Origin of the sequence: Leucobacter sp. G161, assembly GCF_001482305.1 — a bacterium.
In the GTDB taxonomy this organism is placed as follows: Bacteria; Actinomycetota; Actinomycetes; order Actinomycetales; family Microbacteriaceae; genus Leucobacter.
Map to the genome: position 1 here is coordinate 80,518 of NZ_LOHP01000046.1, position 15,211 is coordinate 95,728.

12 protein-coding genes are annotated in these 15,211 nt (G+C 62.3%); 2 read left to right on the forward strand and 10 right to left on the reverse strand.

Annotation, left to right across the window (positions count from 1 at the left end):
- Nucleotides 1-8: 8 nt before the first annotated feature.
- The 8 genes from AUL38_RS04175 to AUL38_RS04210 form a co-directional block, all read right to left on the reverse strand.
- Nucleotides 9-1,193: an MFS transporter gene (locus AUL38_RS04175; protein WP_059059429.1), complete on the reverse strand. Its 1,185-nt coding sequence runs from the start codon at nt 1,191-1,193 to the stop codon at nt 9-11.
- A 95-nt stretch (nt 1,194-1,288) separates the two neighbouring features.
- Nucleotides 1,289-2,398: an ABC transporter substrate-binding protein gene (locus AUL38_RS04180; protein WP_161937403.1), complete on the reverse strand. Its 1,110-nt coding sequence runs from the start codon at nt 2,396-2,398 to the stop codon at nt 1,289-1,291.
- Between the two features lie 50 nt (nt 2,399-2,448).
- Nucleotides 2,449-4,227 (reverse strand): iron ABC transporter permease, encoded by a 1,779-nt coding sequence (locus AUL38_RS04185; RefSeq protein WP_059059431.1) that lies wholly within the window; start codon nt 4,225-4,227, stop codon nt 2,449-2,451.
- Nucleotides 4,224-5,339, reverse strand: coding sequence for an ABC transporter ATP-binding protein (locus AUL38_RS04190; protein WP_059059432.1), 1,116 nt, complete (start codon nt 5,337-5,339; stop codon nt 4,224-4,226). The genes AUL38_RS04185 and AUL38_RS04190 overlap by 4 nt, the downstream gene beginning before the upstream one ends.
- Nucleotides 5,336-6,139, reverse strand: coding sequence for a DUF1932 domain-containing protein (locus tag AUL38_RS04195; RefSeq protein ID WP_059059433.1), 804 nt, complete (start codon nt 6,137-6,139; stop codon nt 5,336-5,338). Before AUL38_RS04195 ends, AUL38_RS04190 begins: the two co-directional genes overlap by 4 nt.
- 115 nt (nt 6,140-6,254) lie before the next feature.
- Nucleotides 6,255-7,322 (reverse strand): PrpF domain-containing protein, encoded by a 1,068-nt coding sequence (locus tag AUL38_RS04200; RefSeq protein ID WP_161937404.1) that lies wholly within the window; start codon nt 7,320-7,322, stop codon nt 6,255-6,257.
- Complete coding sequence (locus tag AUL38_RS04205) at nt 7,315-8,016, reverse strand: 4-carboxy-4-hydroxy-2-oxoadipate aldolase/oxaloacetate decarboxylase (RefSeq protein WP_059059435.1); 702 nt, start codon at nt 8,014-8,016, stop codon at nt 7,315-7,317. Before AUL38_RS04205 ends, AUL38_RS04200 begins: the two co-directional genes overlap by 8 nt.
- On the reverse strand, nt 8,013-8,768 hold the full coding sequence (locus tag AUL38_RS04210; protein ID WP_059059436.1) for a PIG-L deacetylase family protein: 756 nt from the start codon (nt 8,766-8,768) through the stop codon (nt 8,013-8,015). Before AUL38_RS04210 ends, AUL38_RS04205 begins: the two co-directional genes overlap by 4 nt.
- Before the next feature lie 214 nt (nt 8,769-8,982).
- On the opposite strand from AUL38_RS04210, the gene AUL38_RS04215 reads away from it, so the two are divergent.
- Nucleotides 8,983-9,636 (forward strand): GntR family transcriptional regulator, encoded by a 654-nt coding sequence (locus AUL38_RS04215; RefSeq protein ID WP_235590599.1) that lies wholly within the window; start codon nt 8,983-8,985, stop codon nt 9,634-9,636.
- Between the two features lie 167 nt (nt 9,637-9,803).
- On the opposite strand, the gene AUL38_RS04220 is transcribed toward AUL38_RS04215, so the two are convergent.
- Together AUL38_RS04220 and AUL38_RS04225 are read right to left on the reverse strand one after the other, a co-directional pair.
- Nucleotides 9,804-10,508 (reverse strand): exonuclease, encoded by a 705-nt coding sequence (locus AUL38_RS04220; RefSeq protein WP_083506586.1) that lies wholly within the window; start codon nt 10,506-10,508, stop codon nt 9,804-9,806.
- A 24-nt stretch (nt 10,509-10,532) separates the two neighbouring features.
- Nucleotides 10,533-11,468 carry a LysR family transcriptional regulator gene (locus AUL38_RS04225; RefSeq protein WP_059059439.1) on the reverse strand — a complete coding sequence of 312 codons (936 nt, stop codon included), beginning with the start codon at nt 11,466-11,468 and terminating at the stop codon, nt 10,533-10,535.
- 151 nt (nt 11,469-11,619) lie between these two features.
- Here AUL38_RS04225 and AUL38_RS04230 point away from each other — a divergent pair, with 151 nt between their 5' ends.
- Nucleotides 11,620-15,177, forward strand: a complete 3,558-nt coding sequence (locus tag AUL38_RS04230) for a bifunctional proline dehydrogenase/L-glutamate gamma-semialdehyde dehydrogenase (protein ID WP_059059440.1) — start codon at nt 11,620-11,622, stop codon at nt 15,175-15,177.
- Nucleotides 15,178-15,211: the final 34 nt, after the last annotated feature.

A 15,211-nucleotide genomic window follows, 5' to 3' on the forward strand; every position in this document is an offset into this window, starting at 1 on the left:
CCACTTACTCAGTCGTTGGGGGCGGCTCGCGACAAGACAGCGCCCACGAGCAAGCCTGCGCCTACGAAACCGAACACGGAAGCCGCCCCTCCTGCTGATGAGATCCCCGCTGCAATCAGCGGAATTCCGGTTTGCCCGATACGGTTTCCGAGCAAACGGAGCGACGCCGCCATACTCCGCTCATCGACGGAAGTAATGAGCGTCATCCATGACATCGTCAGTGGCTGCACCGTACCAGCGGCCAGTCCGTAAAGGACACAAACTGCCAAGATCGCAGTTGCAGGAAGGGGGAACATCAGACTCAACAGCGCGATTCCGGCAAGCGCACCACCAGCAACGAGCACGAATCTACGCCCAAATCGTCTCGTCATCGGAGAAAGCGTCAGACGGGACACCATGGTTGCGGCACCGCGAGCAACCAGCATCGCGCTCACCCATCCAGCAGAGATACCGAGCCCCTCAGCGAGCAACGGCAGATACACAATCGCCATATCAAGCGAGGTGAGCACGATTGAACTCGCAAAGAGCGCGGCAGGCACCCCTGGGCTGCGCAAGAGCGAGAGCACTCCCCCGGTCGATCGAGAGTTATGCCCAGCGCCACTCGCGGGGATACAGGCTGAAAGAACCAGAATCACCACTGACACCAGCAGGCTCAGCAGAGCAATCGCCAGCATCTCCGGTGAGGAGTCGCCCGTGGTCTCTGCGACAGCCGGCGAGCGGATGAGGAGCATGAGCGGGCCGAGCATTTGCCCTGTCGAAGTCGCAAGAGTGTAAATTCCGAATGCGAAGTCGAGTCGACGGCCTGGCACGACGCTCATCACCCAGCTCTGCTCACCGATGACAGAGAACAGCACTCCGCAGCCTAGGAACGCAGAAGCCACGATGAGACCCACCGGGTTCGTGCCGAATCTCAACACCGCGATCACCGAGAGCAGAAACGCCGCCGCCCCGATGAGCATCGACACCCGTTCACCAAATCGGTGGACAAGTCTGCCGGAAGGTAGCGCAAGCAAAAGTGGCGGTAGCGCGAACGCGGCAGCCGAGTACCCAAGCCACACGCCGTCTTTGCCGAGCGCGAGTAGCTCATACGCGATCGCAGCGCGGAGGCCGTAACTCACTACTTGCACCAGCGTCGCGTGCACGAGCAGTAGGCCGTGTGCGGACTTGCGAGCTGGACGAGACGCCAGATTCACGCGCTTCCCCTTTCACCACGAATACGGGCCGTGGGTGGCTACCGAATTTCGGTTTCCGCCCACGGCCCGGGTATCGCATCTGTCTTCGCTCCGCGTTAGCCTGTGTAGTCGAAGATCTGCATCCAGAGTTTCGCATCTGCCTCGAGGTTCTCAAGCGATTCCTCAAGAGTTGACCGGTACAAGAAGCCCGAATCGAGCGAGGGGAGCTCTACATCACCAATCGTCGGGCTCGGTGCGAGCTCATTGACTGGGTAGTCCCCAATCGATGCTGCGAGCGACTGACCGTTAGCTGACAGCAGCCAGTTCACGAAGACAGTCGCCGCGTTTGATCGCGAAGTGGACTTGGTCTGGCCGAGATAGAACGGGTAAGCCGCTGCACCCTCCTCAGGCATTGCAATGGTGATGGGAGCACCGGCGAGGATTGCCGAGTAAGCGGTCCCAATTGGCACCATACCTACGCCGATCTCGCCACGAGCCAAAGCATCCGTGAGGTTAGCCGATGAGTCGAACACTCGAGGATCGTTTGCTGCGAGATCCTTCATCCACTGCTCGCCAAGCTCGTCAAACTGGAAGCGAGTGAGGGCCGCCGTGCTTCCGCCCGCGCCGACCTGCACAAGACCAACCTTGCCGCTGTACTCCGCTTCCGTCAGGTCAGCCCAGTTCTTTGGAGCATCAGCATCTGGGATTACCTGATTGTTGTAGCCAAAGCTGTATACCCGGTCGAAACTGTTGTAGTACAAACCGTCATCGAAAACTGCACCGTCGATGAGGGAACCCGAGACATCATCGGTCAGCTCTGTTGGCTGAAACACTTCGTCTTCTGCGAGTGCCACGATGAGGTCTTCACCCGAGATTCGAACGAGGTCGGCACCTAGCTTTCCTGCCGCGTTCTCACTGAGAATACGTTCCTGAAGCTTGTTGGGCGCAAGTCGGACGATTTCAACAGGGATATCGGTGAGTGCAGTGAACGCGTCGGTAACTTCCTTCTCTGAAACTTCGCTTGCCCCGGTGTAGAACACAAGGGTCCCTTCTTGCTTTGCGGCTTCAAACATTTCCGCGGTTGCGACGAGTTCCCCCTCGATCACAAGATCTCCTCCAGATGCAGGATCGGCGGGTGCAGTGTCGTTACCTCCGTTCGAGCAGCCTACGAGCATCAGGCCAACGGCTGTGGCAACAGCCAAGCCTCTAATCATTCGTGCTTTCATTGCATTTCCTCTCTGAAATGTGGTCTGAGATTGGAGAGTTGTTGGTGGGGTCATACTTTTCGCTGCCGATCTTCGCCGAAACGTCTCGCGAGCCATGCGAGCAAGAAGATCAGGACGCAATACAGCACGCTCGTGGCGGCGCTTGCTTGGAGAATTCCGTTCTCGTAGTTGTCGAAAATCAGAATCGAGAGCAGCCGTGTATCGGTCGTGAATAGGAAGAGCGGCACTGTCAACTCACGCATCGACAGCATGAGGAGCAGCAGGAACGTCGAGGTGAGAGGCACCCGCAGTAGCGGAACAGTGATCCGCCAGATTGCGCGGATCCGATTAGCTCCGTGCATCACCGCACTATCCTCAAGATCTTGGTGGATCTGCAGAATGCCTGAGCTCGCGCCTTGGAAGCCCTGGGGCATCTGAGCAGCAGTGAACGCAATCACCATGACAACCAGGGTTCCGTACACCGGGAGCGGAATGAGCAGCCAAGTCCAGAGCAGCCCCAGGCCGAGAACAATTGCGGGCACGGCAAGAGGGATCATACTGATGTAGCCGAGGCCTGCTCGGCCAGGAATGCGACTTCGGTTGACGACATAAGACACGATGAAAGCGAGCACGGTTCCGATGAGCGCCGCCGAGATCGACACCACAAGCGAGTTCATAGTCGCCTTGTGCGCAGTCGGATTCGTGAGCACCTCGACGAATGCGTCAAGGTTCAATGCGCCGGCTTGAATGGAGCCGATCACACTGCCCACGTATGGCGAGTCGTGCATAGCAACAAATAGAAGCGCCCCTATGGGCAGCACAGCCGTGATCACGAAGTAAGTGATGCCGAGTACCAGTGAGGGGATCCGGAACCATCCCAGATACACCTTCGCAGGCTTCAGCCCCTTACCTGAGACGGTCGTGAAGGTGCGCTTTGAAACAACTCGACGCTGGATCGCGGTGACGATGAGCACCACCAAGACGAGAGCGATAGCTACCGCGGCTGCTTCATTGCCACGCGACGGTGCCGAGTTCATGAGCCGGAAGATGTAGGTCGGGAGGGTATCAAGCCCGCCGGCGGATCCAATCATCTGCGCCACAGGAAAGTTCTCCACTGTGAGTGTGAAGATCAGAATCGCCGACCCGAGGATGGCCGGAGTTGCGAGCGGAAACGTAACGCGACGAAGCACTTGACCGGGCGTTGCACCGTGAACGCGCGCGGATTCTTCGAGGTCGGGGTTCATGAGGCTAAAGGAAGCATGGATGAGCAGAAATGCGTACGGTGCATAGTAGATGCCGAGCAGCATGATGAGGCCGGGCAGTGTGTAGATGTTCATAAAGGGCGCGAAGCCGAGATCGCGGGCGAGAATGTTGAGCAGTCCCGCGTTGGGTCCGCCCAGCAGACCCCAGGCCAACGCTCCAACGAAGCTGGGTAGGAACATCGGCACCAGTCCCGCGAAGTACAAGAAGCGACGAGCGGGAGCATTGGTACGCGCCGTCACAAAGGCGAGGAACCCGCCGCAAAGCAACGCCACCACGGAGCCGCCAATTCCAACAATCAACGAGTTTCCCGCAGCGCGCATTGCGCCAGGTCCGAATACCGTTGCAAAGTTCGACAGCGTGAAATTTGAGAGTGAAATGTTTCCGGGTCGCGGCGTCTCAGTCGTGAAAGCCGAGAGCACGACCAGTGCGACTGGAAGCAGAATAAGAATGCCGAGCACCCCGTAGAGCGCGATGACTCCCGCGATTTTGCGCGGTTGTGCCTGGGCCGATGAGGCTGGGCGACGGCGGGATCCCCTGCGAGTGGTGATCACGCCGGTCGCATCCGACGGCGTTGTCTGGCTGCTCATCGGACCGTCTCCCGATCCGTGTTCGCGAGCTCCGGCACCTCGGTGGGAAGCACCTGTACGGCTTCCACGGGGAGATGGACTCGCACGAGCTCTCCCTCACGAGTGCGGTTCGCCTGCTGCTTCGTGCCGAGCACGTCGAGTTCGACCCCCGGAGCAAGACGCACGCGGAACGTCGCAGTTGCCCCAAGAAACTCGCGGGCTACGATCTCCCCTTCAAGGGTGTTTGGAGCCGCCGCAGGGGCATCGTCTCCGATAAGGACGTCTTCAGCGCGGATGCAAGCGCGAAGCTCCCCGGCGCTGGCATCATAGGGCCCGACCTTGATTGCGAGATCGCTACCTGCAAAACCGACGCTTTCGGGGTCGATCGCGCGTACAGGAATGATGTTTGACACACCAAGGAAGTCCGCAATGGAGGCACTCAAGGGGCGGCCGTAGATTTCGTCAGGCCGGCCAATCTGCACGATTCGACCAAACTGCATCATCGCAATGTGATCCGCGAGCGCGAGAGCCTCTTCTTGATCGTGAGTCACGTACACGGCAGTAAGGCCGAGTCGATGTTGCAGTTCGCGGAGATCGGTACGAAGCCGATGACGGAGGCGGGCATCGAGGTTTGAGAGAGGCTCATCAAGCAGCATCACTGATGGCTCCATGACGATCGACCTCGCCAGTGCAACCCGCTGCATCTGGCCGCCCGAGAGCATGCTCGCGCCTCGATCAGCAAAACCGTCAAGACCTACCACGGTGATTGCTTCGTCAACACGACGGGCAATTTCTGCCTTAGATACCCTCTTCATGCGAAGCGGGAACGCAACGTTCTCAAACACACTCATGTGCGGCCAGATCGCGTACGACTGGAACACCATTCCGATGTTGCGCTTGTGTGAAGCCTTGTTGATACCCCGTTCAGAGTCGAAGAGCACCTCGCCATCGACTGAGATTCGTCCTTCATCTGGCGTCTCCAGACCTGCAATGCACCGCATCGTGCTGGTCTTGCCACAACCAGACTGTCCGAGCAGAACCAACGCCTCACCCTGCTCGATTTCAAGACTTAGGTTGCGGACCGCTACAGAATCGCCGTAGCTGAGGGTGAGGTTTTCGATCTTGATAGTCATGCGTGAGCTCCTTCGCTGCTGTGCGCTGGGTCTGCCTCGTGGAGCAGTTGTGCGAACCACTGGATGGTAGCGGCACTCATCCAGGTGGGTTGACCGAGTTCGTCGAGATAAGCCTGTGCATCTTCGACCTCGTGCGCCCTCCGCTCTGCATGCAACCGTGAGCCGTCGATCAGCCTCTGGATAAGCACGTTCGCATCGCCCGACAGCTCCAACACGATCTGCTCACGCAACCACGTGTCTGCACCAGCACGCTCCGCCGCCCCAACGCTCTCAATAACGACGGCAGCAAGGCCCTTCATGAACACGCTCCGAAGCAGTTTCCGGGCTGCCGCGTCCCCTGCGGCTCCACCGATAGCATCGACGGGCGTGCCCGCCGACATCACGAGTTCGCGGAATCGCTCAGCGCCCTTACCGCTTGCCATGAGCGGCGTGCGCACTCCCGCACGAGGAACTGGTGCCAGCACAGCGACATCAGCGAACAATACGTTTGCCGAAGCTGCCCCTTCTTCAAGCTGAGCTTTCAACGCGGGGCTACCTGTGTTGAGGTCGGCATACACCGTTCCTGCGTCCAGCAACGGAAACGCATCGTTGGCGACCGCAGCTGCCGCGCGAGCCCCAACAAGGCTGATCACCAGTTCAGCGCCGCCGACAGTCGCCGCGAGATCTGCCTCCTGGCGAATGTCACGGTCACCAAGCGTCGTGAACGGGTCGTACCCGGCCACTTCATACCCCGCGTCGCGGAAGCCGCGGGCGTAGAGTGCCCCAGCTTCTCCTAGACCGAGAACTGCAACGATTTTCATCTTTGACTCCTGAAAAGCGTGATGTGCATCGACGCTAGTTGATGGTTTCAATATCGGCAAGCATTTCGTTAACAATTTAGATAACACAATTGTCACGCTTGCTTTTTGCGAGAGGTTAGCTACCAGTCGGCCCGGGAAACACGCGCCCTTCAAAGAGCTTTCGTGTGGTGCGTGTGGCGATCGAGCTTCCCAGCCACCCTCGCACCGCGTCTTCTCGGGTCCGCACCCGTGACGTGAAAGCCCCAGCTGGATACTCCAGAACTACGGCTTCCCCTTCACCGCCCCACTCACTGGCAACAGTTCCTGGTATCCGTGTTGCCGCAGCCACGCCAGCCGCCATAAGGACCCCCACAGAGCGGTGCACACGGTGGGGTATGAGCGCCCGTACTGTGACATCCCCCTCCGCCTGGGGTGCCGAGATGAGCATCATCTTTGGCACTGAGAGCCGCGATACGTCGCCCATACCGAAGAGTTCACCGGCAGCGATCCTGAGCTCTTCTACGCGCCCGAGAAACGCCCGGTTCGCCTCAAGCTCCTCTGGACCCTCATCACCGACTATCCCGACTTCACTCGCACGCACCACGACGACTGGCATCCCGTTATTGACCAATGTCACCGGAACCCCATCAATGTCATCGATCTGGCGTCCGCTCGGAAGCAGCGCTCCGCCCCCGCTACTGACCTCAATCTCAATCGGGTTGCCCGCGCCAGGCACTCCTGGCAACACGCAATCACCGGAGTAATCGAGGACACCGCCCGGAGAGGCGAAACTCACCGACGCTTGATCTCCAGTGTTCACGAGGTGAACCGTCGCTGTGGTGCGCTCTGCCCCGGCTTGCAACAAGCCACGTTCAATCGCAAACGGAACGACGCCAGCAAGTAGGTTGCCGCACGTCTGTGCGCGGGTGACATCCCCCGTGTCAACGGCCACCTGCAAGAACTCGTACTCGAGATCCACTCCAGCTTTGCGCCCTGGCCCAACAATGGCAATTTTGCTTGTGAGTGGGTGCCCACCACCAATGCCGTCGATTTGCTGGGGATCCGGACTCCCAAGGATACGCCGCGCGAGATCGTCGCGCTCCTGCGCACCCTGCGGCATATCAGACTCAAGGAAAAACGCTCCCTTTGAGGTACCACCTCGCATCCAAAGACAGGGAATGCCCTCGCCACTTACATCAGTCACCAATTGTGCTCTCCTGCTGCCGAACATACGAAACGCCAAGCTCGGCGAGCAGAGGCCGCAAGCCGTTATGGTCAAGGCTCAACACACCCTCCTGATAGCGTGCGCGCGCGATCTCTTCTTTGGCAATCCGAGCCCGCGACTTCTCGAGCACCTCGGTGACCCGTTCGCGCGGCACACAGACAACACCATCATCGTCTGCGACGACAACATCGCCCGGCTGGATCTGCGCACCGCCCAGGACGATCGGGACGTTCACGCTACCCCCGGTCGCTTTGACGGTTCCTTGAGCGTTTTGGGCACCTGCCCATGCGTGGAAGTTCATTTCACGAAGCTCGGCAACGTCCCGGACCCCGCCCGACGTGACGATGCCCCGCCCTCCGCGATGCTGCAATGCTGTTGCAAACAGTTCACCAAAGGACCCATCAAGCGAAGGCGAGACGGTGGTCACTACAAGCACGTCTCCCGGTTCGCACTGATCGACTGCCGCGTGGATCATGAGGTTATCTCCGGGCCAGCAGAGCACCGTCACCGCGCTCCCCGCAATCTTTGCGCCGGCCTGTACCGGCACGACCCCAGTTCCAACCAGTCCCGTGCGGCCCATCGCTTCGTGCACCGTGGCCACCCCGAGCGCTTCGAGCTCCGCGATCGAGGCAGAATCGGCCCGAGTTATGTCCGTAACGATTACATGGCTCACGACAGCTCCCCCGTTACCTGCGGAAGGAAACGCACGTAGGCCTCACCCTTTGTCTCGTGAGGGAGTCCAAGGTTCGGTCCAGCATTCCGCCTGACCTGCACACCGCGACGGACTGCGAGGTCGGTGTAGTAGCTCCACATGTGCTTCTGAGCGGGCATGCACTCCATTGCACGCTGCTTGCGTTCAAAAGCCTCAGTAATGTCGAGTAGCAAGTTCGGCTTGAAGTCGCACTGCTCGGATTGGTGGGGCTCAAAGAAGAACACGGGAGGCGCGCCAATAATCTCGTCTTGCGACGGGAACGATCCGTCGGAATTCTGCACACCGATCGCCTGCGCAAGCACGCGAGCACGGAGCGCCATCCGCGCAGCAGCGGGGTGGTCTTCGTTATATGGATCAGCAAGCGCGTGCGTGAGCACCACAGTCGGCTGAGTACGCCGGAACACGTCTACGAGCTTGGAGATCGCTTCTTGTGATTCAAGCAGCGGGTAATCCCCCATGTCCATAAACTCAATGTCTGCGCCCAAAGCAGCGGCTGCCGCCTCGGCTTCGGAACGGCGCATTGCCTTGATCTCTTCGAGGTCCTTACCCGCCAGCCACTGGCTGGCAGACTCACCGCGCTCACCATAGGAGAGGCAGACAACGGTGACCCTCTCGCCGCGGAGCGCCGCGGCAGCAATCGCGCCACCGGCGCGCCATACGAAATCGCCAGCGTGGGCGCTGATCACAAGCAGAGACGCTGATGTGTGTGACAAGTGTTGTTCCTCCTCGAACTCACGCCGGGTTTGCAGACGTTTACCGCAGCCACAGCGGGGGTGCTTTCGTGACAACTCAAACACACAACACAAAATTGGTCAAGAAATTGTTTACAATCTTGAGAGAAGGATATCCCTCGGCCCCTTGTGAGCGATAGGCTCGAACAAAACGCCGCACCTATAGCCGGAAGACCCCGGACAGTGAGGAATGCACGTGACGACCTCTGACACCGCACAGAAGCGACTAGGTACACTCGACGATGCCATTACCGCGATTCGCTCTTCCATTCTTGAGGGCGAGTTTGCACCCCACCAGCGTCTGGTCGAAGTAGATCTGTGCGAACAATTCGGGGTCTCCAGAGCTGTCGTCCGAAACGCACTGTTGAAGCTGACGTCCGAGGGCCTGGTCGAACACCTTCCCAACCGCGGGGCACGAGTTCGCGCCATCTCGCTCGACGAGGCTATCGAAATCGTCGAGGCTCGCGCCGCGCTTGAGGCCCTCTGCGCACGAAAGGCAGCGGAGCGGATGACCCCAGAAGCTCGCGAGTATCTGACGGAGCTGCGCGCCGCAATCGTCGACGCGCTTGAATCAGGTGACCTCGCCGAGTACTCCATGCTCCACCAGCGACTCGACCACTACATCCGCGACCTTAGCGCCCACCACACTTCCACCCAGATCCTCGAACGCCTGCAGGCACAGGGTGCTCGTCACCAGTTCCGGCTGAGCTTCAGACCCGGGCGCGCAGCCCGTTCGGGCCCCGAGCATCTCGAGATCATCGATGCTCTGCTTGCCGAAGATGCCGATGCCGTTGAAGAGGCAACCATCTCCCACCTCAAGGGAGTCATTACAGCGATGCGCGAAAGCTAAAACCCAGCAAGGTGCTTCCGCCGAACCATATTGGGCGGCTCACGTTGAGCGCGGCAGCGGGAGCCTCCGGGGGCACTCGTTTCAGCAATCTGCCAGCACGAGCGGGAGTGCCTCACCCATTTGCGGAGTGAGGCCGCCCCGTCAGCGCGGGCGCGGCGCAGCGCGTGCTACGCCGCGAGCGGTAGCTGGTCGCGCAGCAGCGCGCCGTGGCGGGCAGCTGTCACAAGGATCGGCAGATGGTCCGAGGAGCCGCGACCGAGCGTCTGCACGCGGTCGATCTCGAAGCCTGTCGAGGTGACGAAGTCATAGTGTCCGCGGAAGAGGAAGTACCTGTTGTAGGTCCGCTTGTCGGAGTAGTTCGTGTCGTAGCCCGACTCGAGCATGGTCGCGGTCAGGCGATTCTGGAACACCGGGTAGTTGAAGTCACCGACCATGATCGTCGGCAGCCCGGGGCCGATGCCGCCGAGCTCGTCGATCGCGGTGCGGATCTGGATGCGCCGCAACGAGTTCAGTGCGGTGAGCGGGGCAGCGTGGAACGAGGCCGCGATGAAGTCAGAGCCGGTCTCGCGGTCGTGGATGCGGGCGCCAAGTAGCCGCTCGTGCGCGGGCGACAGGAGCCGGTCGTGCAGCGACTTCTTGAGCTGGAACGCGTGCGCCGAGCGCACCGCGAACCGTTCGGAGTCGACGTACATGGCGAGCCCGAGCCGGTTCTTCTCGGTCGCGTGCACGAGCGAGAGTGAACCAATGCGCGACGGCAGGTTCACGGTCTCCGCTTCTTGGAGGCACGGCAGCTCGGCTCCGTGAGTGTCGACGAGGTCGGCAAGCTCACCGATGGCTCGGTTCTTTCGCAGGTTGTAACTAATCGTCTTCACCCGGCCAAGCATACGTCGCAATTCCTATGGTTCAACCGTGACCGTGTTTTCTGCAGTTTTTGCCAGGGAAGCCGCCTCAATCGCAAGGGTCTCTCGTACGGCAAGCACAGCTGGGGCCTCGGCGTTAGAGATCCTCGCCGCCGTGAAGATGGATCGCTGCGGGTCACCAGGCAGATCCACCATGCGCAGCCGCGACTCCGCGCGCACGAGTCCAGGCAACAGCGCGACCGCGTTGCCAGATTCGATGAGTCGCACGTGCGCCTGCAGGTCGGCCGTTTCATAGCGCACATCGGGCTCGAAGCCAGCGCTCCTGCAGGCCTGTTCTGCCCAGTGCCGCGAGGCGGCGCCGCGCGGCTCCATCACCCACGGCAGCCCGGCCGCGTCTGCCAAGCTCTCAACGAGATCGAACTCGGCATCACCGGCCCCGACGCGAGGCAGCGCGAGCTGGATCGAGTCGTAGGTCAGGGGAGCATGATCGAGCCCGTCGAACTGCGCGGTCGCATGGCCCGGATACTGCTCGGCGACGACGAGGTCGAAGCCGCGCACGCGGGTCTCGTGCAGCGCGGTTTCGGGCTCGTGCTGCACCATCTCGACACGGAGGTTCGGGTACTCCGTGCGGAGCCTGCGGAGCGCCTGCGGCATGAAGGCCAACACGGCGGTCTGAAACACCGCCACTCGGACACGCCCGGCGACCTCTCCGCGCACCCGGTGAGCCGCGGTTTCTGCTCGCTCGAGCCCGGCCAACAGTTCCTCGGTTTCAGCGACGAGCGCCTCCGCAGCGGCGGTGAGTTCGAGGGTGCGACCGACGCGTCTGAGGAGCGGAGTCCCGACCTCTTTTTCGAGCAGCGCGAGCTGCTGCGACACCGCAGAGGGGCTGTAATTCAGCGCCTCTGCGACCTGCACGACCGTGCCCCGGGCCGACAGCTCCCAGAGCAGTCGCAGCCGTTTCATTTCGAGCATTCCAGCCCCCGATCAATCGTTTAGCTTTACTTCACATTATCGCTCAGAAAGCATCGCTTTACTTCAAGCTTGCGAACGCTCACACTTAGCTCATCGGGCAAAGGGCCGCCGCATCCGCGCGCGCCCGCACCCATGTACGAAAGGAACGCCGTTGTCTCAGGCAACCCCACGCCCCCAGGACCTCGCAGAAGAGTCCATCGCGCTCGCACGCAAGTGGATCACCGAAGCCGCCAGTATCCCGACTGACGCCTCAGCAGCACGCCTCGCAGGTGTGCTTCGCGACCCCAACGGCCTCGACTTCACGGTTGGATTCGTCGACGGCGTCGTGCGCCCCGAGGACCTCAGCGTCGCAGCAAAGAAGCTCAAGGAGCTCGTGCCCCTCACCCCCGGGTTCCTCCCCGGCGTGATGCGCGGCGCCATCGGCATGGGCGGCGCGTTCGCCAAGCCACTGCCCGGCGTTGTCGTGCCGATCGCACGCAAGGTGCTCCGCCAGATGGTGAGCCACCTCATCATTGACGCGACCGACTCGAAGCTCGGCCCCGCGATCTCGAAGATCCAGACCGAGGGTGTTCGCCTGAACATGAACCTGCTCGGCGAGGCCATCCTCGGCCAGGGCGAGGCAGAGCGTCGCCTCGCAGGCACGCACAAGCTGCTCGCGCGCCCTGACGTCGACTACGTGTCGATCAAGGTCTCCTCGACCGTCGCGCCGCACAACCACTGGGCGTTTGACGAGGCGATCGAGCACATCGAGAGCCAGCTCATTCCGCTGTTCGAGCGCGCGGCCGCAGCATCGCCGCAGAAGTTCATCAACCTCGACATGGAGGAGTACAAGGATCTCGACCTCACCCTTGAGGTCTTCATGCGGATCCTCGACCGCCCAGAGTTCCTGAACCTCGAGGCCGGCATCGTGCTGCAGGCGTACCTCCCCGACGCTCTCGGTGCCATGATGCGCCTCCAGGAGTGGTCGGCGAAGCGCGTCGCTCGTGGCGGTGCCTCGATCAAGGTCCGTCTCGTCAAGGGCGCGAACCTCCCGATGGAGCTCGTCGATGCGGCCGTGCACGGCTGGCCGGCAGCGACCTGGGGCACCAAGCAGGATTCGGACACGAGTTACAAGGCTGTCCTCGACTACTCGCTCACCCCTGAGCACGTGAAGAACGTGCGCATCGGTGTCGCAGGCCACAACCTCTTCGATCTCGCCCTCGCCTGGCTGCTCGCCAAGGGCCGCGGCGCAGAGTCGGGCCTCGAGGTCGAGATGCTCCTCGGCATGGCCACCGGCCAGGCTGAGGCAGTGCGCCGCGATGTCGGTTCGCTGCTGCTGTACGTTCCCGTCGTGCACCCCGACGAGTTCGACGTCGCGATCTCCTACCTCATTCGCCGCCTCGAAGAGGGCGCGAGCCAGGAGAACTTCATGTCGGCCGTATTCGAGGTCCACGAGAACAAGGAGCTCTTCGACCGCGAGAAGAACCGCTTCCTCGCATCGCTCGACGATCTGGCCGCGATCACCGCTGACGGAGACCCCGCAAACTACTCGGTACCGCCGTCGAACCGCGTGCAGGATCGCCGCGCGTACGACGCAGCAGGCGCCGAGGCGCGCGTCGAGGCGCTCGTTGCCAAGGGCCGCAAGGGCGAGTTCGACAACGCCCCCGACAGCGACCCGGATCTCCCGGGCAACCACGTGTGGGGTCGCGAGATCGCTGACCGCATGGTCTCCTCAACGCTCGGCGACAACCTCGTCGCGGAGGCGCTCGTGGAGTCCGCGCAGGATCTCGACGAGATCGTCGCCCGTGGCGTCGCCGCCGCTGACGGCTGGCAGGCACTCGGTGCCGACGAGCGCGCACGCATCCTCTACCGCGCCGGCGAGGCCCTCGAGGCGCGCCGCGGGGCCCTCCTCGAGGTCATGGGCTCCGAGTGTGGCAAGACGCTCGACCAGGGTGACCCCGAGGTCTCCGAGGCGATCGACTTCGCGAACTACTACGCGATGCTCGGCCAGGTCATCGGTCAGGTTGATGGCGCGACGTACAAGCAGCAGAAGCTCACCGCGGTGATCCCGCCGTGGAACTTCCCCGTCGCGATCCCCGCAGGCGGCGCGCTCTCCGCACTGGCGGCTGGCTCGGCCGTCATCATCAAGCCAGCTTCGAACTCGGCGCGCTCCGGTGCCGTCATGATCGAGGCGCTGTGGGAGGCCGGCGTTCCCCGCGACGTCCTGCAGTTCGTGCAGTTCGCTGACCGCGCGCTCGGCTCGAAGCTCGTCGCTGACCCGCGCGTCGACCGCCTCATCCTCACCGGTGCCTACGAGACCGCGGTGAACTTCCGCGAGCTCCGCCAGGATCTCCCGATCCTCGCCGAGACCAGCGGCAAGAACGCGATCATTGTCACCCCGAACGCTGATCTCGATCTCGCTGCGAAGGACGTCGTGCAGTCGGCGTTCGGTCACGCCGGCCAGAAGTGCTCGGCGGCATCGCTCGTGATCCTCGTCGGCTCGGTCGCAACTTCGAAGCGATTCCGCGGCCAGCTGCTCGACGCGGCTCGCTCGCTGAAGATCGGCACCCCCGAGAACCTCGAGACCCAGATGGGCACCATCATCACGGCGCCCGACGGCAAGCTGCTCCGCGGCCTCACCACGCTCAGCGCTGGCGAGAAGTGGCTCATCGAGCCGAAGCCCCTCAAGAGCGACAGCCCGCTGGCTGCCGACAAGAAGGGCAACAACAAGCTCTGGAACCCGGGCGTTCGCGAGGGCGTCAAGCGCGGTTCCGAGTACCACCTCACGGAGTACTTCGGCCCGATTCTCGGCATCATGACCGCTGAGACCCTTGACGAGGCGATCGACATGGTCAACGAGATCGATTACGGCCTCACCAGCGGCCTGCACTCGCTCGATCGTGACGAGATGGCGCTGTGGCTGGATCGCATCCAGGCCGGCAACCTCTACATCAACCGCGGCATCACCGGCGCGATCGTACGCCGCCAGTCGTTCGGCGGCTGGAAGAAGTCGGCGATTGGCGCAGGCACGAAGGCCGGCGGTCCGAGCTACCTCTACGGTCTCGGCGCTTGGGAGGACGCACCGGTCACGGCTGCGCTCACCGCTCCGCGCCCCGCCGCTGCCCCCATTCTCACCGCTGCGCAGCAGGCCGGTGTGTCGGGCGCTGAGCTCGAGTGGCTGCGCGCTGCACTCGGCACCGACGCGACCGCGTGGAACGATGAGTTTGGGATCGCACGCGACGCCTCGGGTGTCGGCGTCGAGCGCAACCTCCTCCGCTACAAGCCCGTGCCGGTCACGGTGCGCGCGGCGGCTGACGCGCCGATCCACCACACGATTCGCGTCGTCGCAGCGGGCATCGCGGCGGGCAGCCGCCCGACCGTGAGCACGCCGGCCGCGCTTCCCGAGCCGATCAGCAAGGCGTTCAAGGCTGCTGGCGTCGAGATCCAGTTCGAGGACGACGCGGCCTGGGCCGCTCGCCTCGGCCGGATCGCGGCACAGGACGGCCCGAACGCGAGCGCACGCATCCGTCTCGTGGCTGGCGCCAGCCGCGCAGACGGCCTCGCCGCGATCACGGCAGCGACGGGTGGCAAGCCCGACATCGCCGTGTACGGTGGGGACATCGTGTCGGCAGGGCGCGTTGAGATGCTGCCCTTCATGCACGAGCAGGCGGTGTCCATTACGGCACACCGCTTCGGCACGCCGAACAAGCTGTCCGAGGGCCTGATCTAAGGTCCACAGACGTGTTGGGGCTGGGAGCCAAGTG

Coding starts and splice junctions, on each gene's coding strand:
- AUL38_RS04190 (WP_059059432.1), bottom strand. CDS start 5,339: ATGACTATCAAGATCGAAAACCTCACCCTCAGCTACGGCGATTCTGTA.
- AUL38_RS04225 (WP_059059439.1), bottom strand. CDS start 11,468: ATGCTCGAAATGAAACGGCTGCGACTGCTCTGGGAGCTGTCGGCCCGG.
- AUL38_RS04195 (WP_059059433.1), bottom strand. CDS start 6,139: ATGAAAATCGTTGCAGTTCTCGGTCTAGGAGAAGCTGGGGCACTCTAC.
- AUL38_RS04180 (WP_161937403.1), bottom strand. CDS start 2,398: ATGAAAGCACGAATGATTAGAGGCTTGGCTGTTGCCACAGCCGTTGGC.
- AUL38_RS04185 (WP_059059431.1), bottom strand. CDS start 4,227: ATGAGCAGCCAGACAACGCCGTCGGATGCGACCGGCGTGATCACCACT.